Origin of the sequence: Paramagnetospirillum marisnigri (assembly GCF_001650715.1) — a bacterium.
Lineage (GTDB): Bacteria > Pseudomonadota > Alphaproteobacteria > Rhodospirillales > Magnetospirillaceae > Phaeospirillum > Phaeospirillum marisnigri.
In genome coordinates this window covers 219,225-238,873 of the sequence record NZ_LWQT01000055.1, presented here as the reverse complement: position 1 = coordinate 238,873, position 19,649 = coordinate 219,225, and the positions used below count along the sequence as shown (strand labels likewise).

General features: G+C 54.5%; 26 protein-coding genes and 1 tRNA gene. 12 read left to right on the top strand and 15 right to left on the bottom strand.

Features of this window, described 5'->3' with window-relative positions; all coding sequences use genetic code 11:
- Nucleotides 1-34: 34 nt before the first annotated feature.
- From A6A04_RS22335 to A6A04_RS22325, 3 genes are all read left to right on the top strand, one after another.
- Nucleotides 35-463, top strand: a complete 429-nt coding sequence (locus A6A04_RS22335) for a hypothetical protein (protein WP_156612562.1) — start codon at nucleotides 35-37, stop codon at nucleotides 461-463.
- A 550-nt stretch (nucleotides 464-1,013) separates the two neighbouring features.
- Nucleotides 1,014-1,202 (top strand): hypothetical protein, encoded by a 189-nt coding sequence (locus A6A04_RS22330; RefSeq protein ID WP_156612561.1) that lies wholly within the window; start codon nucleotides 1,014-1,016, stop codon nucleotides 1,200-1,202.
- A gap of 14 nt (nucleotides 1,203-1,216) precedes the next feature.
- A complete protein-coding gene (locus A6A04_RS22325; protein ID WP_156612560.1) occupies nucleotides 1,217-1,507 on the top strand; it encodes a hypothetical protein in 291 nt (96 codons plus the stop codon).
- 47 nt (nucleotides 1,508-1,554) lie between these two features.
- Here A6A04_RS22325 and A6A04_RS21670 read toward each other — a convergent pair whose 3' ends face one another.
- The 5 genes from A6A04_RS21670 to A6A04_RS11010 form a co-directional block, all read right to left on the bottom strand.
- The gene (locus A6A04_RS21670; protein WP_082914851.1) at nucleotides 1,555-1,980 is read right to left on the bottom strand and encodes a bacteriohemerythrin; all 426 of its coding nucleotides are present in this window, start codon (nucleotides 1,978-1,980) and stop codon (nucleotides 1,555-1,557) included.
- A gap of 349 nt (nucleotides 1,981-2,329) precedes the next feature.
- The gene (locus A6A04_RS11020; RefSeq protein ID WP_245651165.1) at nucleotides 2,330-3,001 is read right to left on the bottom strand and encodes a recombinase family protein; all 672 of its coding nucleotides are present in this window, start codon (nucleotides 2,999-3,001) and stop codon (nucleotides 2,330-2,332) included.
- A gap of 365 nt (nucleotides 3,002-3,366) precedes the next feature.
- The gene (locus A6A04_RS11015) at nucleotides 3,367-3,690 is read right to left on the bottom strand and encodes a hypothetical protein (protein ID WP_068492765.1); all 324 of its coding nucleotides are present in this window, start codon (nucleotides 3,688-3,690) and stop codon (nucleotides 3,367-3,369) included.
- A 126-nt stretch (nucleotides 3,691-3,816) separates the two neighbouring features.
- Nucleotides 3,817-4,131: a hypothetical protein gene (locus A6A04_RS22320; RefSeq protein WP_156612559.1), complete on the bottom strand. Its 315-nt coding sequence runs from the start codon at nucleotides 4,129-4,131 to the stop codon at nucleotides 3,817-3,819.
- A 143-nt stretch (nucleotides 4,132-4,274) separates the two neighbouring features.
- Nucleotides 4,275-5,027 (bottom strand): hypothetical protein, encoded by a 753-nt coding sequence (locus tag A6A04_RS11010; protein WP_172822757.1) that lies wholly within the window; start codon nucleotides 5,025-5,027, stop codon nucleotides 4,275-4,277.
- Nucleotides 5,028-5,182: 155 nt separating this feature from the next.
- On the opposite strand from A6A04_RS11010, the gene A6A04_RS22315 reads away from it, so the two are divergent.
- The 3 genes from A6A04_RS22315 (at nucleotide 5,183) to A6A04_RS11005 (ending at nucleotide 8,053) form a co-directional block, all read left to right on the top strand.
- Complete coding sequence (locus tag A6A04_RS22315) at nucleotides 5,183-5,602, top strand: hypothetical protein (protein WP_156612557.1); 420 nt, start codon at nucleotides 5,183-5,185, stop codon at nucleotides 5,600-5,602.
- A 95-nt stretch (nucleotides 5,603-5,697) separates the two neighbouring features.
- Complete coding sequence (locus A6A04_RS21660) at nucleotides 5,698-6,495, top strand: bifunctional DNA primase/polymerase (protein ID WP_082914850.1); 798 nt, start codon at nucleotides 5,698-5,700, stop codon at nucleotides 6,493-6,495.
- A gap of 118 nt (nucleotides 6,496-6,613) precedes the next feature.
- Nucleotides 6,614-8,053: a VapE domain-containing protein gene (locus A6A04_RS11005; RefSeq protein WP_068492760.1), complete on the top strand. Its 1,440-nt coding sequence runs from the start codon at nucleotides 6,614-6,616 to the stop codon at nucleotides 8,051-8,053.
- A gap of 94 nt (nucleotides 8,054-8,147) precedes the next feature.
- On the opposite strand, the gene A6A04_RS22905 is transcribed toward A6A04_RS11005, so the two are convergent.
- On the bottom strand, nucleotides 8,148-8,648 hold the full coding sequence (locus tag A6A04_RS22905) for a hypothetical protein (RefSeq protein WP_216636093.1): 501 nt from the start codon (nucleotides 8,646-8,648) through the stop codon (nucleotides 8,148-8,150).
- A 176-nt stretch (nucleotides 8,649-8,824) separates the two neighbouring features.
- Between A6A04_RS22905 and A6A04_RS10995 the strand changes: the two genes are divergently transcribed.
- Nucleotides 8,825-9,250, top strand: coding sequence for a hypothetical protein (locus A6A04_RS10995; RefSeq protein WP_068492758.1), 426 nt, complete (start codon nucleotides 8,825-8,827; stop codon nucleotides 9,248-9,250).
- Here the strand turns inward: A6A04_RS10995 and A6A04_RS10990 are convergent.
- From A6A04_RS10990 to A6A04_RS10980, 6 genes are all read right to left on the bottom strand, one after another.
- Nucleotides 9,247-9,489 (bottom strand): site-specific integrase, encoded by a 243-nt coding sequence (locus tag A6A04_RS10990; RefSeq protein ID WP_068492756.1) that lies wholly within the window; start codon nucleotides 9,487-9,489, stop codon nucleotides 9,247-9,249. The two genes, A6A04_RS10995 and A6A04_RS10990, sit on opposite strands and share 4 nt — an antisense overlap.
- Nucleotides 9,490-9,612: 123 nt before the next feature.
- Entirely contained in the window at nucleotides 9,613-10,521 is a 909-nt protein-coding gene (locus A6A04_RS10985) for a tyrosine-type recombinase/integrase (RefSeq protein ID WP_068492754.1), read from the bottom strand.
- Nucleotides 10,522-10,604: 83 nt separating this feature from the next.
- On the bottom strand, nucleotides 10,605-11,258 hold the full coding sequence (gene mamQ / locus A6A04_RS21655; protein ID WP_082914849.1) for a magnetosome protein MamQ: 654 nt from the start codon (nucleotides 11,256-11,258) through the stop codon (nucleotides 10,605-10,607).
- A 91-nt stretch (nucleotides 11,259-11,349) separates the two neighbouring features.
- On the bottom strand, nucleotides 11,350-11,475 hold the full coding sequence (locus A6A04_RS23430) for a hypothetical protein (protein WP_281196769.1): 126 nt from the start codon (nucleotides 11,473-11,475) through the stop codon (nucleotides 11,350-11,352).
- Nucleotides 11,476-11,571: 96 nt separating this feature from the next.
- Nucleotides 11,572-12,000 carry a response regulator transcription factor gene (locus A6A04_RS21650; protein WP_082914848.1) on the bottom strand — a complete coding sequence of 143 codons (429 nt, stop codon included), beginning with the start codon at nucleotides 11,998-12,000 and terminating at the stop codon, nucleotides 11,572-11,574.
- A 281-nt stretch (nucleotides 12,001-12,281) separates the two neighbouring features.
- A tRNA-Gly gene (locus A6A04_RS10980) sits at nucleotides 12,282-12,356 on the bottom strand.
- Nucleotides 12,357-12,554: 198 nt separating this feature from the next.
- Between A6A04_RS10980 and trxA the strand changes: the two genes are divergently transcribed.
- Genes trxA through ybaK form a run of 5 tightly spaced genes read left to right on the top strand, consistent with a single transcriptional unit; the run spans nucleotide 12,555 to nucleotide 15,257 of the window.
- Complete coding sequence (trxA, locus tag A6A04_RS10975) at nucleotides 12,555-13,472, top strand: thioredoxin (protein ID WP_068492752.1); 918 nt, start codon at nucleotides 12,555-12,557, stop codon at nucleotides 13,470-13,472.
- A 10-nt stretch (nucleotides 13,473-13,482) separates the two neighbouring features.
- Nucleotides 13,483-14,136, top strand: coding sequence for an LON peptidase substrate-binding domain-containing protein (locus A6A04_RS10970; RefSeq protein WP_068492750.1), 654 nt, complete (start codon nucleotides 13,483-13,485; stop codon nucleotides 14,134-14,136).
- A 9-nt stretch (nucleotides 14,137-14,145) separates the two neighbouring features.
- The gene (locus A6A04_RS10965; protein ID WP_068492748.1) at nucleotides 14,146-14,340 is read left to right on the top strand and encodes a Trm112 family protein; all 195 of its coding nucleotides are present in this window, start codon (nucleotides 14,146-14,148) and stop codon (nucleotides 14,338-14,340) included.
- Nucleotides 14,337-14,780, top strand: a complete 444-nt coding sequence (locus A6A04_RS10960) for a gamma-butyrobetaine hydroxylase-like domain-containing protein (RefSeq protein ID WP_068492746.1) — start codon at nucleotides 14,337-14,339, stop codon at nucleotides 14,778-14,780. The genes A6A04_RS10965 and A6A04_RS10960 overlap by 4 nt, the downstream gene beginning before the upstream one ends.
- A gap of 3 nt (nucleotides 14,781-14,783) precedes the next feature.
- Nucleotides 14,784-15,257, top strand: a complete 474-nt coding sequence (ybaK, locus tag A6A04_RS10955; protein WP_068492744.1) for a Cys-tRNA(Pro) deacylase — start codon at nucleotides 14,784-14,786, stop codon at nucleotides 15,255-15,257.
- On the opposite strand, the gene A6A04_RS10950 is transcribed toward ybaK, so the two are convergent.
- The 3 genes from A6A04_RS10950 to A6A04_RS10940 all read right to left on the bottom strand — a co-directional run bounded on the left by A6A04_RS10950 (nucleotide 15,254) and on the right by A6A04_RS10940 (nucleotide 19,643).
- Nucleotides 15,254-16,471, bottom strand: a complete 1,218-nt coding sequence (locus A6A04_RS10950) for a UbiH/UbiF/VisC/COQ6 family ubiquinone biosynthesis hydroxylase (protein ID WP_068492741.1) — start codon at nucleotides 16,469-16,471, stop codon at nucleotides 15,254-15,256. The genes ybaK and A6A04_RS10950 overlap by 4 nt on opposite strands.
- A gap of 2 nt (nucleotides 16,472-16,473) precedes the next feature.
- Nucleotides 16,474-17,115, bottom strand: coding sequence for a LolA family protein (locus A6A04_RS10945; RefSeq protein ID WP_068492740.1), 642 nt, complete (start codon nucleotides 17,113-17,115; stop codon nucleotides 16,474-16,476).
- Nucleotides 17,116-17,219: 104 nt separating this feature from the next.
- Nucleotides 17,220-19,643, bottom strand: coding sequence for a DNA translocase FtsK (locus A6A04_RS10940; protein WP_068492737.1), 2,424 nt, complete (start codon nucleotides 19,641-19,643; stop codon nucleotides 17,220-17,222).
- Nucleotides 19,644-19,649: the final 6 nt, after the last annotated feature.

Sequence of the window (19,649 nt, the reverse complement as noted above, 5' to 3'; positions counted from 1 at the left end):
AAAATGGGAAATTCCAGTGGGTGGGGAGGTTTAGATGAGTGTGCCGGATTGGATTGCAAAGTGCGATAACCTATCATTGCTTCAGCAAGGGCTGGAAAATGCGAAAGCACATCAAAATCAAGAAGTTATACACGTTATCGGAAAAAGAATTGAATTCATAAAAGAAAACAGTCCCATTGAAATTGCATTCAGGAAAATGCTGCAAAAATACGAGGAACTGCTGAGCCTTAAGAATGGCAAAGCAACCAGAGCGACAAGACTCAGACCTAAGTACCATAAGGATGGCGCTGTTGTATGCATTGAGTATCTTGTAAAATTAAATAATCGCACAAGTGGGTTTAATTTACTTGTTGATAATAAATTGGCTAATCTAACATGTGAAGCGATTGTAATAGAAAATAAGGAAATGTTTTCAGAAGAAGCGGTTCGCATGTCTCAAAAAAGACTAAGTAGAATCACATAAAAACAAGATAATCACTATCAAACCATTTTTAGTTTGATAAATATCCCTGACAGACCGCCTACATTTGAGCGCCAAACCTGCTGCGACTGCCGTGAGAGCGTTGCCGTCAGAATGCAGTGAGGGCGCAGCCTTCTACATCATCAGGTCGAGTCACAAGCGGAATGGGAGAAATCTCAGGAAGTACGATGGGGGCACTGCTGACACACTTGCAACCCTCGAGCACATGGAAGCCGTCTGGATGGCTCTGTGAAAGCTGGCGTTGAAGAACTGGACGTAAAAGGGAGATCGCTCAACCGCTCCTTGCTCCGAATAACGGGAGTTGTCTAATCCAGAGTGTGCGACGGGGTGCTACACGCAAATCCTGAACATGCTTCGGCTGCGGATAGCCGAAGTGTGTTCAAAAGCCACTTCCGCAATGATCTCGGACAAAGAAATAAGCCAAACGAACGAGCGAAGCGAGTGAGCTTACCGAAGGCAAGCCAGTGGCGATTAGATCCATTAAGATCAACTGAAGCAATAAATGCCCTAGAGGAACAAAAGGAATAAGCAAATGGGATTAAGAGATTCGTTCATAGGCAAAGAAGCAAGAGCATTAGATAGTTACATTAAGAAAGCTAAGATAGCTGGATTAGTAGAAATAGAAACCGTAAATGACTTAAATAAGCTTGATGATATTAAAAAGTCAATTAAGAACATTCAGTCAGCAAATCACTTAGTTGTTGTATATAAATTTAATTAGGATTGGAGCTTAGAATGGCGCTTATCGAAAAACATGAATATACTGAAAAGCGGGATGGTATTTGTTATAAAAGATATGACATATCTCTTCTTATTGAAGATCCAGATGCTAAAACGGAAACTGACGGACCTGTTAATGAAACACTATTGAATGCAATTGACCAACTATTTCAAGAAATCAATCAAGATGGCGATTTAGAACTGAACGAGCGGGAGGAAGACCTACTTGAACAGATTAAATATCACATCTCTGGGTACGTTCGTCACTGCATGCTGAATTACGACCCACAGCTTGTTGCGTGTTGAGCCGGACACTCAGGCGAAGGGGTGAAGGGTTTTTTATCCCTTCGCCACTATGGCTGTGGAGGTTGCCAATCGGGATTAACCCATTGTCTCATATTGGTGTCAAATTTCTTTATATGGTCAAAAAGCCATGTCTTTAGAAGTTGATTTAACATGTTAATAGAATTTTTATCAACCGGCTTTGTTTTTTCAATAAAGTAGGTTCGTGCCATTTCCTGAATTTGCATGACGAGAGCTTTATGCTCGTGGTGATGCATATTATAATACGGATACATGCATTCTTTTTGTATTTTTTCTTCACGCTCAAAATGAAACTTTGTATAATCTAGCAATGACTTTAAAGTCTCACTCATTAATTCAACATTGCTAATAGATTTTGAGTGTTCTAAAAATTCATTTATTATTTTTACAAGTTTTTCATGATCATGGTCGATTGTTGCATTGCCAATTAGCAAATCAGGCGTCAATTTGATCATTGCTGATTTTCCTACGTGAAATCTTTAGATGAAAGCTTCGGAAATCCGCTTGAACAGGACCTCGGTTATCAGGTCATCAAGTCTGACAGTTACACGTCCCAGTCAATCGACCTGAGACATTTCAGCCTGAGGAGGAAGGTTTCGGGCATTTATCAGCTTCCCAACCGTCCAAATTGTCCGCTCTCTCCCACTCATTTCATAAAGATCACCGAGTCGTATTTGACGCTGAAAATTTGGGGCTTTGGGATTCTGTTCAGGTGATTTTTGCGGCTTCAGCATCGTGGTAATACCTAGTTTCGCTAAATTATCCTTAATCTAAATGTGACATTTTTTCCATTGAGATCCGCTCTCATTTGAGATGTCTATGGACCGTCGCCAGATGCCATTTCCCACCCCTTGGGGACGGGACTCCTCTTCGGTTGAGTTCCAGAACGATGCTGGAAATCGTTGAGAAACCTTCAGATTTGATCTCAGCGAACAGCCTGGCGTATTCCATCCTCCGCTGTTCGGTCTTGATTCGGTTTGCTGCCACAGCGGCTTGATTGCCGAGCCCAGCGAGGGCAGCGGCTCCGTTAGGATTTCCCAACTTGACCCCTCTTGCCTTGGCAGCCGCTAATGCTGCCTTGGTCCTCGCCGAGATTGCCTCCCTCTCATGCTCGGCAACAGCCGCCAGGATATGGATCGTCAGCCGATTCGCATGGGGGAAGTCCACTGCGACGAAATCGGTCCCGGCTTCCATCAGGTTGGAGACGAAGGCGACATTTCGGGCGAGCCGGTCGAGCTTGGCAATCACCAGAGTCGCCTTGTACCGGCGGCAATGTTCCAGTGCCTTGAGCAGCTGGGGACGATCAGCCTTCTTCCCACTCTCGATCTCGGTGAACGAGCCGACCAGTTCCCACCCCTGGCGACCGACATATTCCGAAACCGACATTTGCTGCGCCTCCAGTCCGAGACCAGAAGCACCCTGTTTCACCGTACTGACCCGGTAATACGCCACGCATCGCATCACTGCCCTCGCCATTCATCTCTCGCCTAATCAACGTCAGGCAAGACGTGAACGGAGGACAACGGGGGGGGGTGCCGATCAGTTCATCAGGCAGTAGTTCCCACTGACGTGATAGCCGGTGGGGCATGACCCTCGCTTGCTGATCGCTGGTTTGGCGTTGTGGTCGTTGGCGAGGCAATAATCGCCGCTGACATGATATCCCGATGGGCAAGCCCCATCCTTGTGGATGGCGGGGAGAGCGTTGCCGGTACTCGGAATGCAGTAGTTGCCGCTGACGTGATAGCCGGACGGACAAGCCCCTGTCTTCGGCAAAGGCTGTTCTGCGTATCCATGAAACGGGATAAGCAGGCAAACCACTCCCACCGCTGTGATCCAACACCTCATCGCTCTACTCCCTCGGCACCTGATTGAGCCTCACGCTGGCGGAGAATACCGGCTTCGATTCCGGCGGCGATCACAGCATCACCCATTGGACCCTTCACCTCGTCCGGGAGGGTGATCGCCGGTTTCCAGTTTCCATCAGGTGCACGGTATTTGGGGAGCCGAACCTCAGTCCTGTCTGCCGTCGCACAAATCTGGACGCCATGGAGGATGATCTCTACCCCGTCGAGCAATACCTCGACATCCGCCAATCCCAAGAGGTTCCCTGATCCCCTCAGAGGGATCACGTTCAGGACAGAGATATGGATTGTGGTGGTATCCATGGGTATGGCACTCGGAAAAATGGGTCATCCTACGACGAGGTTGGCATTAAATTTTTGTCCCATTGTGTCAGGTAAAACACAAATGGAAGAAGAATGTAATGGTTTAATAAAAATTTCACAGAAATTCTAGTTAGAATAATAATTGACTATATCGTCATTATGGAAACTATCAAAAGTTGGCTCAATAATAAGTGAAAGCGCAAAATCTATTACTAATACACCAAAATCCTCGGTGATCTTTTTATCAAAATAATGCTTAATTTGGTCGTAGCTGCTAAAGGACTCTATAATTTCATCTGTTACATCATATATAATGTTATTTGGCAGAGAACAAATTTCTTCATTGTAGTCGTGTAGAAAGTTATTAGCTACAAACATACAATTTATATCATCATTCATGTGTGCTTCTTTAAGAAAAGACATAAATTGATCGGAATACATGGTGGACTCCCACATCAATGTTTATTTGATGTGTTCAATATAATATATGACTGAGCGCTTTAATCCGGCAGAGTTGGGCATTCTGGAAAATGCTTTTATCAGATAGAGCTATTTTTAGTTAGCCCCATATCCACCAATAACTTTTAAAACTCGCCTGGAAAAACACCCTTTGCCACGTTCTGAACGATCTTCTTAGCCCTCCGAACATACCGACGCATATCTGCTCTCATTGCATCACCATCGGTGGCTTTTGCCTTCCCAGCGGCTTTGAGATCAAGGTGGTCGATATAGGTCGGCAAATACGGTGGTATGGCGACCTGATTCCGTTTCCACCCTTTGCCTTTGACCTGATCGTTCCACGCCCTCGCCCAGGCGTAATACGAGCGGCATGTGGATTCCAGGTCGCCGTTGGACTCCAGCCAGAACCCATAGAATCTCAGGAATACCCGAAGTGAGCTGAGGTTCATGCTGCGATTGGCGGTCAGGCTGAACGGAGCTTTCCCGCCCGTGCGAGGTTTCCGAGCTTCACCGGCAGCAGCAACGGCAGATTTAATCCCCTCCATCCGCTGCGAGTGGTTTTCCGTCAACGAGATGCGGACGACTATGCTGTCTGGATCGCTGATTGCGTCCCGGAACTCCAGTGCCGTGGTCAGGCGGTGGGTTGGGGCGGGTTCGGCGAACAAACGCCGCCAGTTGTCACCCCACCACTGGTCAAAGTTCGACCCGGCGACATCTCCCCAATCGGCATAGAAACCCGGCTTGACCGTGATGGTGGGGTCTCTGAGCGCCAGCTTCAGGAACTCAAACCACAGCCTGTATGGCTCCATCTTCGGCTTGGGCAGCCGATGGGTCGCATCTCCTCCAAAAGCTCTTTGCCCCATATCCACCCCCACCAATTAGTGAACTTAAACGGTATCCCGTGATGTGATGTTCTGCAAGTCGGGCAAAGTTCATTTAATAAAGATATGCCCGAGTTATTGTATGGTCATTTTCATATAATCAAAAAACAGAAAGAGAGAACGTCTCTCTCACTATAATTTGGAGAAACACAATGTCTAATAATTCACGCTTTATCGTCGATATCGACAATTGTAACAGCAATAATGAGAGGGTGGTTATCGAGATTATCAGCGAACTTACAAGCGAGGCTACAGTGTATGATGATATTGAGGTAGACTTTAATAGGTGCATCGACTATAAAAACATAATTACTGCCATTCGCAAAAATAACTTTGATGAAGCATTTTCATATTTAAAAGATGGATATACGTACTTTGTTGAATTGTGGCTATATAATGCCTCATTTGCAACTAGAGGGACATCGATCATTATGCTTGATGTAGAATATCACAATGAAAGTGAAATAGTAGAATGTCTTATTAATGATAGCGGTTGGAGCGGAAAGGCTCATAAGGAAATGATTAAAAGTGTGTGGAAAGAATTTTTAAAGGGTCATCAGAGTTATGTATGAGATGTTATTGCAGAGAATGCAAAAAATAAACAAGTGCGATAACTAGGTTGGCGCCCGCACGATAGCGGGCGCCATAGTTTTATGGAGATAAAATAATGACGGTTTTGGTTATGGAAAATTGGCGTTTTACACCAGTTCTTGAGAAAAGCCCAGTCACAAAAGACTGGACAAATAAGCCTCTTGCCTATGAACAAATTGACTTTACAAAATATGGCTATGGCTTGCTCCTAGGTCCACTATCAAGTGGGGTTATGGCTTTAGACTTTGATGGAACTGAGGCAATTGAATTCTATCAACAGCAGTTTCAAAAGAAACCAACCAACAGCGTCATGTGGACCAGCGGAAAGCCTGGACGGGCACAGATTGCCTATTCAGTTCCAGAAGAATATTGGGCTTCACTTAAAACCATTAAGGTTGGACCCGGTAAGAAACTAGAATTCCGCTGGGCTGGGTCTCAGTCAGTTATTCCCCCAAGCCCTCACCCAGAGACCGGGAGATACCGCTGGATCAACCAGCCAACCTGCTCTGATGACCTCAAGACCATCCCGAAATACCTCATGGATTTCTGGCTAGAGAAATGCTCTCCACCTCAACCGCAACGGTCCAAAGCAGTGACTCGGGGTGAAGAATTCACGGTCAGCAATGTCACCCCGAACAAGCTGGAAAAGGCGTTGATGGAGGCTGCCAAGAGGGATTCCAGACCGACCTATGACGATTGGCGACTGATTGCATTCGCATGTGCGAGCGAATGTGGGGTGGAGATTGCGAAAAGCCTAATGCAGAGACATTTCCCAGCAGAGAGGTCTGGAGAATATGACGCTCTGTTCAGAGGCTATGACCACGATAAGAGCCCTCGGTTCGGCTCTTTGATTCACTACATCAATAACCACTAAGCGGATACCGGGCAGGGTTCAAAACAAGGAACCCTGCCCGATTTTAAAATAGCCTAATGTGAGAGAATTAATAATCGAAAGAACGGTTCTTTCGGCATCTCATTTTAGGAGAAATTATATGATTATGGCACTAGAAGAATATATCGAACAACTGAATTCCTATCCTGCCGATGCTAAGCTAACTGATAAGGACAAGCTTAAATCCATCATTTATCTAGCCAAAGAATGGAGTGGAACAGACATTGCCACGGTAGAAAATTTGAAAAGCGCTCTGCTGAATCACACCCAAATGTTAGGGAAAGACATTGACGCATTGTGCAAATCAATGACCATGAAGATTGAGCTTGGAGGCGTTTTTAACGGTTACGCTGATTATGTAAACAAGTGGGCAAAAGCCAACAATGTTCATTACTCACTAGACCACAGGCTGACCGTTAATGGCGTGGATGTATCAGACGACTATATGTTCAACAAGATTTTCCTTCTTTGCTCCAACCATATTGATAAAGTCCGCAGAGACTTGATGATGGCTGGGTGGAAAAACTGGAAGCAAGAAACCTTGGAGGAGCATCTGGGCGTGTTTAAGGCGAAGATCGCCTTTACCGAGGATGCCCCAGATCAATGGGATTTCATCGTTAGAAAGCTTCTGCGCAGGGTCGATGATCCCGATTATGTGGCAGCAGCGTCTGCGGTCCTGAGAGGGGCAGTCTGGCGGGTTAAGAACAAGCTCAACGGCAAGCCCGTCAGTCAGCACATCATGTCGTACCTCCGGGGGCGTCAAGGGTGTGGCAAGTCAACCTTTCTGAAGTGGTTTTTTGAGCCGGTTCAGGAGGGCGTCACCAGCACGACGTTCGAGATGTTCGAACACGATGAAAAGACGATCTTTCTCAGGGACACACCGATCATCTTGTTCGACGAGGTAGCTCGGGCTGACAAGGCGGATTACGCCAAGGTCAAAAATCTGATGACCAGCGAAACCGCCATGTTCAGGAAGCTATACGGGGAGGCAACGAAGGGACGGATCATGTCTACGTTCTTCGGTGCCGGAAATCTGGATCTAGCAGAGGTTTTTCATGATCCGACCGGGTTACGACGGTTCTTCCAGATTGAGGTGAGACAGGATCTGTACCTGGTGATGAGCGAGTTGCAGGAAAAGGTCGATCCGTTGGACCTGTGGCGGTCTGTGGATGAGAACGCTGCATCACCGCTTGAAGGCTCTGAGATTCTTCAAATCCTGATGAGTTTTCAGAAGGAGCAAAAAGCCTCTACAGCAATGGAAGCATGGCTTGCTTCAATCTATGAGACAGGAGGATATCGAGATTTTATGGGGATAGATAGGCTGTACTATAATTATGTGGAATGGAAAAAAGACAGATTCCCAGAAACAAAAACAAGCCTGGGAAGTTTTCCGATCCAGCTTAAGAGAATCCTTATTGATGCACCAGAAGGTTTGTATCTATATGAACACAAGCTGGATTCTAAAACTAGAAGGTCTACATATAGGTTTTTGCAACAGCTAGACTTATCAAGTTTCATAGATGATGAGGAAGCTGCGTAAAAGGGAAGGGGTGAAGGGGTTATTATCCCTTCACCCCTCTCTTTTTTATACGTGAGATATAAAGAAATTTTCAAAAACAACCCCTTCCCTTCCATCAATCTGTTACCCCGTTTGGGTCTCCTAAAAGCTTCACCCGACCAGCCTTCCGGCGACAATTATACCAGTACGTCATCGCACCCTTCTCGGTCAGACCGGCACCGTCGATGAATGCCTTGACCACGATCTCTCTGGGGAGGTGGTTGATCGACTCGAACATTGACCATGCTGTGAAAGCCTTGGTCGCCCCTCCAGCGATAAGGTCCTTCCCCACTGAGACCGCCATGGCAATAGCTTCGGCAACGGCGGCATCATCCTGGGTGGCTTCGGTCTGATCCGGCTCAACCGGCTTATCGGATTTCTTGGACATGTCGTGCTGTCTCCATAACTCGTTGATCAATTCGATCCGCTCGGCATCCGAGACAGTCTCGAATCCGGCGATATCGTCGAGGAGGTCATGGAGGAGATCGGTGAAGTCGCCATACATGATCGGGGCAGGGATGGAATCGCTGACGATTTCCAGCAACGCCTGCTTCTGATCGGTGGTGAGGTCGTACATCACGGAAGCCCTTCATAACCAATATGAAGAGCGTCCGGAAAGACTCGGTGGGAGACAACGGGGAGAGCAGAAATTTACAATTTATATGTCATAATAATACATTTTATTAATATGTTGAAACCAGTAAAATTTGTTGCTATCAAATCTAGCGACATAATGGGCGTGAGGGATTAAAAATGTCTTTTTTTGATAAGCTGAAGGTAGCCACCCAAACCAAGCCAGCCAAGCCCGGCGTCAGCAAAAGCACTCCAGAGAGCCGCTTTATCGAAAAGGTTAATCAGCAGATTAAACGTATCGATGAGGTTCTTGCTGGTGATCCGATTAACGGTCGGTCTGATTGGTTCGAGCTTATTACAAAGGAATTTGGAACCAACCTTGTGTCGTTCAAGGTTCTCAGGTCGCCGCTGATTTTCACGGCTGAACCTAACGATAAAGGCTTCTATGAAGCGGAGTCTCTGGACGCCCTGAAAGGGATCTACCAGTCGCTGGTTCACGACGTGAAAAGCGGTGATCAACGCCTGATCAGCTTGATCAATGAGCGAGCCGCCAAGGATTCTCAAGCGGCTCTGGCTAAAGGTCTTGGTCGGAAGCGGAAGTCCTAGTCCAGCAGCCAATCGACCGCCTGGGACTTTTTCCCACCCTTGAAGCTGCCGCCTTTGGTCAGTTCATCGGCAGAGGCGATGTTGGACGTGTGCCCGTAGTGGCGCTCCAACATCGCCGTGCTGGTCCCCATGTTCTTGGCAAGAATGAACTGGTGGACACCTTCTTGGAGGCGGAACGTCGCATACGTGTGACGGAGGGAATAGATCGACCGGCGGGCACCGTGGCTGTCAAATTCCACACCGGCATCCTTGATCAGGGTGGCAAACGACTTCTTGAATGACCCGATAGCCTCGCCATCCCGATTGCAGAAGACGAAGCCGTCAGGCTTGGGCTTGACCCCCTCCAGTTCATCGATCCGAAGCTAGAGCAGCCGCTTGAGATACGTCTTCACGTCAGGCGTCCTGGCGACAACCTCTCTCGGACCCGTCTTGCCGGTTACATAGAGGGCGATATTTGCCGATTCTCCAGCTTTTGACGCCGGAATATCCCGAATGTCTCTCCACTTGAGCGTCCGAGCCTCCCCAACCCGAATCCCGGTATTAGCGAGGATAAGGACGTAATTCGCCAGCATCGTTCGATCCCGGACGGTCTTCGAGTTTTCGTGTTTCACGAACTCCCTCAGATACCGAGTCAGTTTGGCGTAGTCCCGCTGGTCGAAGTGAGGGCGGCGATTGTGACCGATCCGCAGTTTGGGGAATGAGGGAATCTTGGCGATGTAGTCCTTCTCAAGCGCCCAATTGAGGAACTGCTTCAGGTCTGTCGCATACCTCTTGATCGTGTTCGGCGACAGTTCATTGGTCCTGGAGTGCTTCTCCATCCAAGCCAGCAGATCAACCACGGTGGCGGTCGTCATCTCATTGAGTTGGAGCGTCCCGAAGAACGGCTTGATCCGTTCGAGATACTGGCACCGAAGCTTGGTCGAGAGTTTCTGGGAGGCGGTGGCGGTCTGAGCCTCAACGTATTCCGTGATCGCAGCCGACACTCTCTTACCGTTGATGTCGTGCCCCTGGATCGATTTGACCAGCATCCGGTTATAGAGGTCTTCGGCGAACCGAAATGCCTCGTGTTCGTTGGTCGTTCGGGTGCTGCGGGAGACATAACCGGAAATAGACGGAACCTTGATCCGGCAAAACCAGATCGGCTTTACGTAGTCCTGACGGCGGAACAGGTAGATTTGCCCGTCTCGGAATGTCCGGCTATCGAGGGTGCCCTTCGGCTCTCTTTCCATTGTCGTGGGTTTTTTGCCGGGGTTCTCGTTGTCCTGCGCCATACACTGCTCTCCCGTAAATTAGCGAGAACATTATACTTCCGTCTATAATCCGGAGAACCTTTTAGAATAATATATATAAATAATTATTGAGACTTATGAGGCGCATGAGAATTATCTAAAGGGATCAATTGTTTATACATCTCAGGAGCAACAATTGGGGCGTTGATAATAGCAGTATTTTCCTGTCCTTGGTGGAAATATTCTCTCTCTGTGAATCCAGTAATTATTGCAAGGTACTTCCATGGTAATTTTCTAATTTCAGAATTAAATTTTGAAGCAGATTCATTATACAACACTCTATTATTTGCTATTCTCTCTTCCATTTCAACCAAGGAAGACATGGTTGATTTATATGATTTTACTGATTTGATGTCTGGATAGCTTTCGGAATAAGCCATGATTTTACCGTAAGCAGAACTAAATCCATTTTTAGCTAAAATTTGTTCTATTCCAAAAATTTCATGTTTAATAGAGCTATTTGCCAAGCCTTCAGTGCGCTTATCTGCGCCATGATTAAAAACAGAACTTTCAAGTGCGGCATGGTTTAGTGTCAAGTTAATTAGATTGCCAAATAGATTATTTCGTCTTTGAATCTGTACCTCAAAATTTGATCGTTTAGATTGTGCATCTTCACGCATTGTTAAAAATTCATTGTAGCGAATCAGCGACAACGCAAACACCACCAGAACGGTGATGGCGGAAACTGCCCGAAACCCATATCTAAATTGAAGACTCATGCAGCACCTCTGGTTACGGCAGATATTAGCCACCCGCTCGCACCATTGAACAGAGATGACTGGGCTGGCTGATGGGGTGGTGGATTCCCGGTCAGGGGGAATTGGATGGGCGATAATGCTTGCGATCACTCAGCACGTTGATAGCAACGAGGGTGTCCTTTGGCTCTCGTCCCAATTTCGTGGGTTTCTTGCCGGGATCGTCGTTGTCCTGCGCCATACCCTGCTCTCCCGCAACCCATTGAGAGCATCATAATTCCGTCTAAGTCGGGGCAAAACCGTTTATGGCAACGCTCAGTAAATTAAAATCTATTACTCAATCATGAGCAATAGATAGTCTTGATACAGACAATTCAATTTCATCGATAAGCTTACGTCTGGTTACAGGCTTAACAATATAACCATCGACATGGTGAGCCTTTGCTAACATAACGTCTTCTTGATTATCTAGAACCGTAACCATAATATAAATGCAATGTGGACTAATATTTCTTACATGTTCCAAAAGTTGCAATCCATCAATATTTGGCATTAACCAGTCCGCAAGGATTATATCAGGTACTCTCTCGACAGAATCGAGGTATTTGATTGCCTCTTGACCATTATTTACAGAGTGAATGTTTTTAAACCCATCTACTAATAACAACTTCTTAATAATTTTATTGGTCGTCGTACAATCCTCGACGACCAATATAGAAAAATCTAAAAGATGTGCGGGAAATGGCTGATTTTTGGGGTGCAACATCTCAGCGGCTCCCAATCAGGTTGTTGCGGGATAAAACGTTCGACATATGGCGGACATGCTACCAATCCGGGGGCATGCAGACCACAAATTTTGATTTGGCGCACCATTGAATCCTGACCGGATTATCGTTGTCCTGCGCCATACCCTGCTCTCTCGCAACCCATTGAGAGCATCATAATTCCGTCTATACAGGGGCAGAACCGTTTATAATCCGTATACGCCAAAAAGCGAAAAGCCGCCCGAAGGCGGCTTCACTAACTCATTGATTTTATTGGTCCGATTGGAGCGGGCGAAGGGATTCGAACCCTCGACCCCAACCTTGGCAAGGTTGTGCTCTACCCCTGAGCTACGCCCGCTCTATCGGCGTCCCGACCGCGCCAGCGCGTTCGGAGGCCCGGATAATACGAAAAGCCGCGAGTGACGCAAGCCCTTTTTTGCAGGAATTTCACAGACGCTGTCCGACGCTGTCCACAAAGGGGGTTTGCACTTGCCAGCCGCCGGGCTTCGGTCCATCTATTGCGGGACGAAACGCCGATATTGGACGAGCCCTCGCCATGGACATGATCTTCAATTCCGGAGCCAAACCCGCTGCCGGGGCCGCCAAGGATCTGATCAAGGACGGCAGCGCCGCCACCTTTGTTACCGATGTGATCGAGGCCAGCCGCGCCGCGCCGGTGATCGTGGATTTCTGGGCCACCTGGTGCGGCCCCTGCAAGCAGCTTGGCCCCATGCTGGAAAAGGCCGTGCTGGCCGCCAAGGGGGCGGTGCGCATGGTCAAGATCGACGTCGACCGCAATCAGGAGCTGGCGGCGCAGTTGCGGGTGCAATCGGTTCCCACCGTCTATGCCTTCAAGGATGGCCGCCCGGTGGACGCCTTCGCCGGAGCCATTCCCGAAAGCGAGATCAAGGCGTTCATCGCCAAGCTGACGGCGGGTGCCGGTCCCAGCCTGGACGACTATGTGGCCGAGGCCAAGCAGATCCTGGCCGAGGGCGATGCCCAGACCGCCGCCGGGATCTTCCAGCAGGTGTTGCAGCACGATCCCGACAATGCGCCCGCCCTGGCCGGACTGCTGCGCTGTCTGATGGCGCTGGGCGATGCCGAACAGGCCGAGCAGATGCTGGCCCGGGTGCCGCCCGCCCTGGCCAAGCATGCCGATATCCAGGCGGTGCGCACCGCCTTGGAATTGGCCAAGACCGCGGCGACGGCCTCGGGCGAGACCGCCAATCTGCGTCGCAGGCTGGCCCAGGATGCCGACGACCATCAGGCTCGCTTTGATCTGGCCCTGGCCTATTACGCCGCCAACGAGACCGAGGCGGCGGTGGACGAACTGCTGGAGCTGTACCGCCGCAACCGGGCCTGGAACGAGGACGCGGCGCGCAAGCAACTGGTCAAGATTTTCGAGGTCTTGGGCTTCGCCCATCCCCTGGCCAAATCGGGCCGCTCGCGCCTGTCCACCATGATGTTCGCGTGACGGGCCGCCCATGACCCTGCCGCGCGGAATGCAAAGCCAGGACTTGCCGGGAGCGGTGCCGGTCTTCGCGGTGGCGGGCGCCATCCTGCTGCCCGGCGGCTCCATGCCGCTGATGGTGTTCGAGCCGCGTTACCTCGCTTTGGTGGATGATGCCCTGGGCGCCGGGCGATTGCTGGCGCTGGTACAGCCGAGGGAAGACGAGGGCGGCACCGTGCCGGGCCTGCACGAGGTGGGAACCCTGGGCCGCATCACCGCCTTCGGCGAGACCGGCGACGGCCGCTATCTCATCACCGTGGCGGGTGTCTGCCGCTTCCGGGTCAAGGCCGAGGCCGAGGGCCGTGCCGGTTACCGGCGGGTGCGGCCCGATTTCCTGGCCTATCTCGACGATCTGGCCGGGGGCGACAAGGGTCCGGTGGACCGTCGCGCCCTGCTGGCCATCGTCCATACCTATCTGGCGGGGCTTGGAATGGCCACCGACCTTGCCCAATTGGAAAAGGCCGATGACGCCGACCTGACCACCCGGCTGGCCATGGCCTGCCCGTTCTCGCCCGACGAGAAGCAGGTGCTGCTGGAGGCCGTGAACCATGCCGAGCGTTGTCGCCTGATGACCGCCATGATCCAGAAGGAGCTGCTGATGGAAAGCAGCGGCTCGTCCATCCATTAGGAGGCTTTGATGGCCGAACGGAGCGGCACTTTCGATACCAAGCTGCTGGAAATCCTGGTGGCGCCGGGCACCCATGCGCCGCTGCGCTATGATGCCGAGGCCCAGGAGCTGATCGACGACAAGGCGGGCCTGGCCTATCCCATCCGCGACGGCATTCCCATCATGCTGGCCGATGAGGCCCGCAGCCTGGAGCAGGCGAAATGAGCGCCATCGAGAAGCCCTGGCCCGAGGAAATCAAGGTCGACAAGGTGGCGCGCACCCTCAGCGTGCTGTTCTCCGATGGCAAACGCTTCGTGCTGCCCGCCGAGCTGTTGCGGGTGGAAAGCCCCTCGGCCGAGGTCCAGGGCCACAGCCCGTCGGAAAAGAAACTGGTGTCCGGCCGCATGCATGTGGGCATCATCGGCGTCGAGCCGGTGGGCAACTATGCCGTCAAGCTGGTGTTCGACGACCTGCACGATTCCGGCATCTACTCCTGGGACTACCTCTATGCCCTGGGGGAGCAGCAGGATGCCATCTGGGCCAACTACCTGGCTGAGTTGGACTCGGCGGGCCTGTCGCGCGACCCGGCGCTGTCCCCGGCGCCCGCGCCCAAACCGGGCGGTTGCGGCTCGGGCAAGGCAGCGGGCAGCTGCGGCTGTTCCTGAGCCATGTCGCGGACCACCCGCGCCACCCAGGCCCTGGACAAGGCCAGGCTGGCCTATGCCGTCCACAGCTACGACTATGACCCCAATGCCGAGAAGGTGGGGATGCAGGCGGCCGAGGGACTGGGGGTCTCGGCCGCCATCGTGCTGAAGACCTTGATGACCCTGGTGGATTCCAAGCCGGTCTGTGCCGTGCTGCCGTCGGATCGCGAGGTCTCCATGAAGAAGCTGGCGGCGGCGGTGGGGGGAAAATCGGCCCAGATGATGAAGCCGGCCGATGCCGAGCGCCTGACCGGCTATGTGGTGGGCGGCATTTCTCCCTTCGGCCAGAAGAAGGCGGTGCCCACGGTGATGGAGATCACCGCCCTGGACCATCCCCGGGTGTTCCTCAATGGCGGCCAGCGGGGCTTGCAGGTGGAAGGCGATCCCAAGGACTTCCTGGCCGCCCTGAAGGCCAAGGCGGCGGATATCCTCGGCTAAAGCCGTTCGCCCTTGAGCAGGCGGGGCAGGTCGCCCACCACTCCCATGGCATGGCGCATGAAGAAGCGCTTGGTGTGATCCAGGCGGTCGACGGTGGCCAAGCCAAGACGGCGGGCGAGGCGCAACGGCTCGATGCCGTTGGAGAACAGCCGGTCGAGCCCGTCGGTCAGGCCCAGCATCAGCAGATTGTCGAAGCGGCGCCAGCGCTGGTAACGCTCCAGCACCTGGGGGGTGCCGGGGTCGAGGCCCAGGCGGCGGGCATCGACGATGACCTCGGCCAGGGCGGCGACGTCGCGGATGCCCATATTCATGCCCTGGCCCGCGATGGGATGCATGCCATGGGCGGCGTCGCCCACCAAAGCGAGGCGGTGGGAGATCATTTCGTTGACGAACTGAAGCGTCAGCGGATGGTGGAAGCGGGGGCCGACCAGAGTGATATCCCCAAGGAATCCGCCGATCTTGGCCGCCAGCTCGGCGCGAAAGGCGTCGTCGTCCTGGCCGCAGATGGCGGCGGCGACGGCATTGGCCTCGGTCCAGACGATGCCGCTACACTGGCCCGCCAGGGGCAGGATGGCGAAGGGGCCCCCGGGCAGGAACCGCTCATGGGCGATGCCGTGATGGCGCTCGGCATGCTCGATGGTGCAGACGATCCCCGAAACCCGGTAATCGCGCCGGACCAGGCCCAGACCGGCGGCCTGGCGGGTCTTGGAGCCCCGGCCGTCGGCGCCCACCACCAGCGAGGCGCGCAAAATACGGCCGTCCTCCAACTCGGCCTCCACCCGACCGGCCAGGCGTTCCAGCCGTTTGAGGCGGGTGGGCGCGAACAGCCGCGCGGCGGGGGCGGCGACCAATCGGGCGGTGACGGCGCGACGGATGGCGGGATTGGGCACGATCCAACCCAAGGGTTCGTCCCCGATATCCTGGTGGTCGTAATGCAAGCAGAGCGGCGAGCCAGCGTCGGTGACGCGGATTTCCAAGATGGCTCCGGCCTCGGGGGCCATCTGCTCCCAGGCGCCGCTGGCCCGGATCAGCTTCTGGGCGGAATAAGCCACGGCGATGGCGCGGGCGTCGGAATCGGGCCGGGCCAGCGCCTCGGGCGACGCGGCTTCCACCACCGCCACCGTCACCCCGGCCTGGGCCAGCACCGTGGCGAGCAATCCACCCACCGGCCCGCCGCCGATGATCAGGACGTCGAAGGACAGCGCTTCCGCCATGGCTAGAGATTCAGCTTGGGCTTGGTGAATTTGGGGTCTCGGAACTCGAACAGCTTGGGATCAAGGGTCAGGCCGCTTTGCGCCTCGAACAGCGACACGGTGGTGACCTGGTTCTGGGCATCCTTGACCTGCCATTGGCGCAGCATGAACGGCCGGTCCGAGAACACCAGGGTGATCTCGCCCGCCGCCGGTTCGCTGGCTTCCACCATCGAGACCCGCACCACCCCGGGTTGGCGCACCACCCGGGTCACCGCCACATCGGCGCCGTTCAGCCGGACATTGGGCCGCACCAGGATGCCCGCCGGGGTTGAATTGAGCGGAATCCAGCTGGGTTCGCCCAATTGCTGGTCATGGACGATGAGGAAACTGCCATCGGCCACCACCAGCAGCGGGCTGGGCGGATCGTATTGCAGCCGCAACCGGCCGGGGCGCGACAGATAGGCGTCGCCTTCCACCGAGGCGCCGTTGGGCGAGACCTGGAGAAAGCGGGCCTTGAGCGTGGTGATGGAATTGAGATAGGCCTCGGCCCGCTCCACCTCGGCCCGCTCGGCGTCGGACAGGGCGGCGCGCTTGGGCTCGGCCGCCTGGGCGAGGTTGGCCCAAAGGGCAAGGGACAGGATCGCCAGGATTTTTAAATATCGCATCGCCTCGGATTTCCATTCATGAACCACCAAGGCACTAAGACACCAAGATTGTGACGGAATAAGGGTGAGCCATCTTGGTGACTTGGTGTCTTGGTGTTGAGACCTCAATACTCCGCGCCGGTGCGGCCCAGAACCTCGCGTTTGCCCACATGGTTGGGCTTGCCCACCACACCTTCGGACTCCATGCGCTCCACCATCCTGGCGGCGCGGTTATACCCGATCTGGAGGTGGCGTTGCACGAAACTGGTGGAGGCCTTGCCTTCCCGCAGCACCAGCGCCACCGCCTGGTCGTAGAGATCGTCGCCGGAACCACCGCTATCCGAGCCGGGCTGGCCGAACTCGCCGCCCTCTTCCTCGGTGACCGCCTCCACATAGGAGGGTTCGCCCTGGCCGCGCAGATGCTCCACCACCTTCTCCACCTCCTCGTCGGAGACGAAGGGGCCGTGAACGCGGGTGATGCGGCCACCGGCGGCCATGTAGAGCATGTCGCCCTGGCCCAGCAGCTGCTCGGCGCCCTGCTCGCCCAGGATGGTGCGGGAATCGATCTTGCTGGTGACCTGGAACGAGATGCGGGTGGGGAAATTGGCCTTGATGGTGCCGGTGATCACATCCACCGAGGGGCGTTGGGTCGCCATCAGGATATGGATGCCGGCGGCGCGGGCCATCTGGGCCAGCCGCTGCACGGCGGCCTCGATGTCCTTGCCCGCCACCAGCATCAGGTCGGCCATCTCGTCGACGATGACCACGATGAAGGGCAGGGGCTCCAGCGCCAGGGTCTGGTCCTCGTAGAGCGGCTTGCCGGTATCGGGATCGAAACCGGTCTGCACCGTCCGGGTCAGGACCTCGCCGCGGCCGCGCGCCTCCAGCAGGCGCTGGTTATAGCCCGCGATATTGCGCACGCCGAGCTGGCTCATGGCGCGATAGCGGTCTTCCATCTCGCGCACCGCCCATTTCAGGGCGACCACCGCCTTGCCCGGCTCGGTCACCACCGGGGCCAGCAGATGGGGAATGCCGTCATAGACCGACAGTTCCAGCATCTTGGGGTCGATCATGATGATGCGGCACTCTTCCGGGGTCAGGCGGTAGAGCAGCGACAGGATCATGGTGTTGATGGCCACCGACTTGCCCGAGCCGGTGGTGCCCGCGATCAGCAGATGCGGCATGCGGGCAAGATCGACCATCACCGGCCCGCCGCCGATATCCTTGCCCAGTACCAGGGTCAGCTTGGCCGGGGCCTTCTCGAACTGCTCGGCGGCCAGCAGCTCGCGCAGGTAAACGGTCTCGCGCCGCGAATTGGGCAGCTCGATGCCGATGACCGAGCGGCCGGGAATGGTGGCGATGCGCACCGACAGCGCGCTCATGGACCGGGCGATGTCGTCGGCCAGGCCAATGACCCGGCTGGTCTTGGTGCCGGGCGCCGGTTCCAGCTCGTAGAGCGTCACCACCGGGCCGGGCCGCACCTTCAGGACCTTGCCGTTGACCCCGAAATCCTCCAGCACCGATTCCAGCATCTTGGCGTTCTGCGCCAGGGCATCCTGATTGAGACGGATGCCGCCCTGTTCGGGCGTGGGTGCCAGCAGCGCCAGCGGCGGCAATTGGTATCCCTGACCGGGCTGGGGGCCGAGGTCCAGGGTGCCCTGGCGGGCGGCGCGCTCGCGCTTTCCCGGTGTCGCCGGGGGGCGCTTGGGCTGGACCAGGGACCCCTGGGGTGGAACGGGATCTTCAGGCAGCAGCGGCGGCGGGGTGAAGACGTCCTCTTCGTCGTCATCGTCCTGGTCCTGTCCGTGCGTCAGGCTTGGCTCCACCGGAGTGCGGCGCAGGACCGGGTCGACGCGGCGAATATCCGGCGGATGGTCGTCGAAGGCGCTGTCACGGGACAGGGAAGAGGGGCGCAGGGACGAGGCGGCGTCCAGGGTGGCGGCGGCCCAGTCCGCCGAGCGACGGCCCAGCCCGGCCCATTCACCGCCGCTCAGGCCCAGCACGAAGACCGTGGCGGCTACGGCCAGCACCAAGGCGCCCGGCCCGGCGATCCAGGTGATTTCCGGCGGCAGCGCCAGGGCGAGCCCGTCCATGATCAGGCGGCCCAGGGCGCCGCCGGGTCCGGCGGGCAGGGCGGCGAGATCGGGCAGGGGCAGCCCGGCCAGCGCCATGCCCCACAGCACCATGGCGGGCGGCAATACCGCGAGGCGCCAGGGCCACAGGCCGGGCAGACTGGCCCGGATCATCAGCGCCAAGCCCCAGACCATCGCCGTCAGGACCGGCAGCCCGCCGCCGCCGCCCACCGCCTGGAACAGGAAGTCGGCCAGATAGGCACCGGGCAGGCCCAGGGCGTTGGCCACCGGGCCATCGGCGGCGGTGTTGAAGCTGGGGTCATGAGGATCGGCGGTGCCAAGCGCCAGTGTTGCCGCCGCGCCAATACCGAGAAGCACCACCCCACCGGTCTGGATCAACCGCCTGCGCAGGAACTCAAGGGTTCCGCGGGGCAGGAAACCGCTATTCATCCGAGTCTTGCGCGACGGAGCCGCCATGGGGTG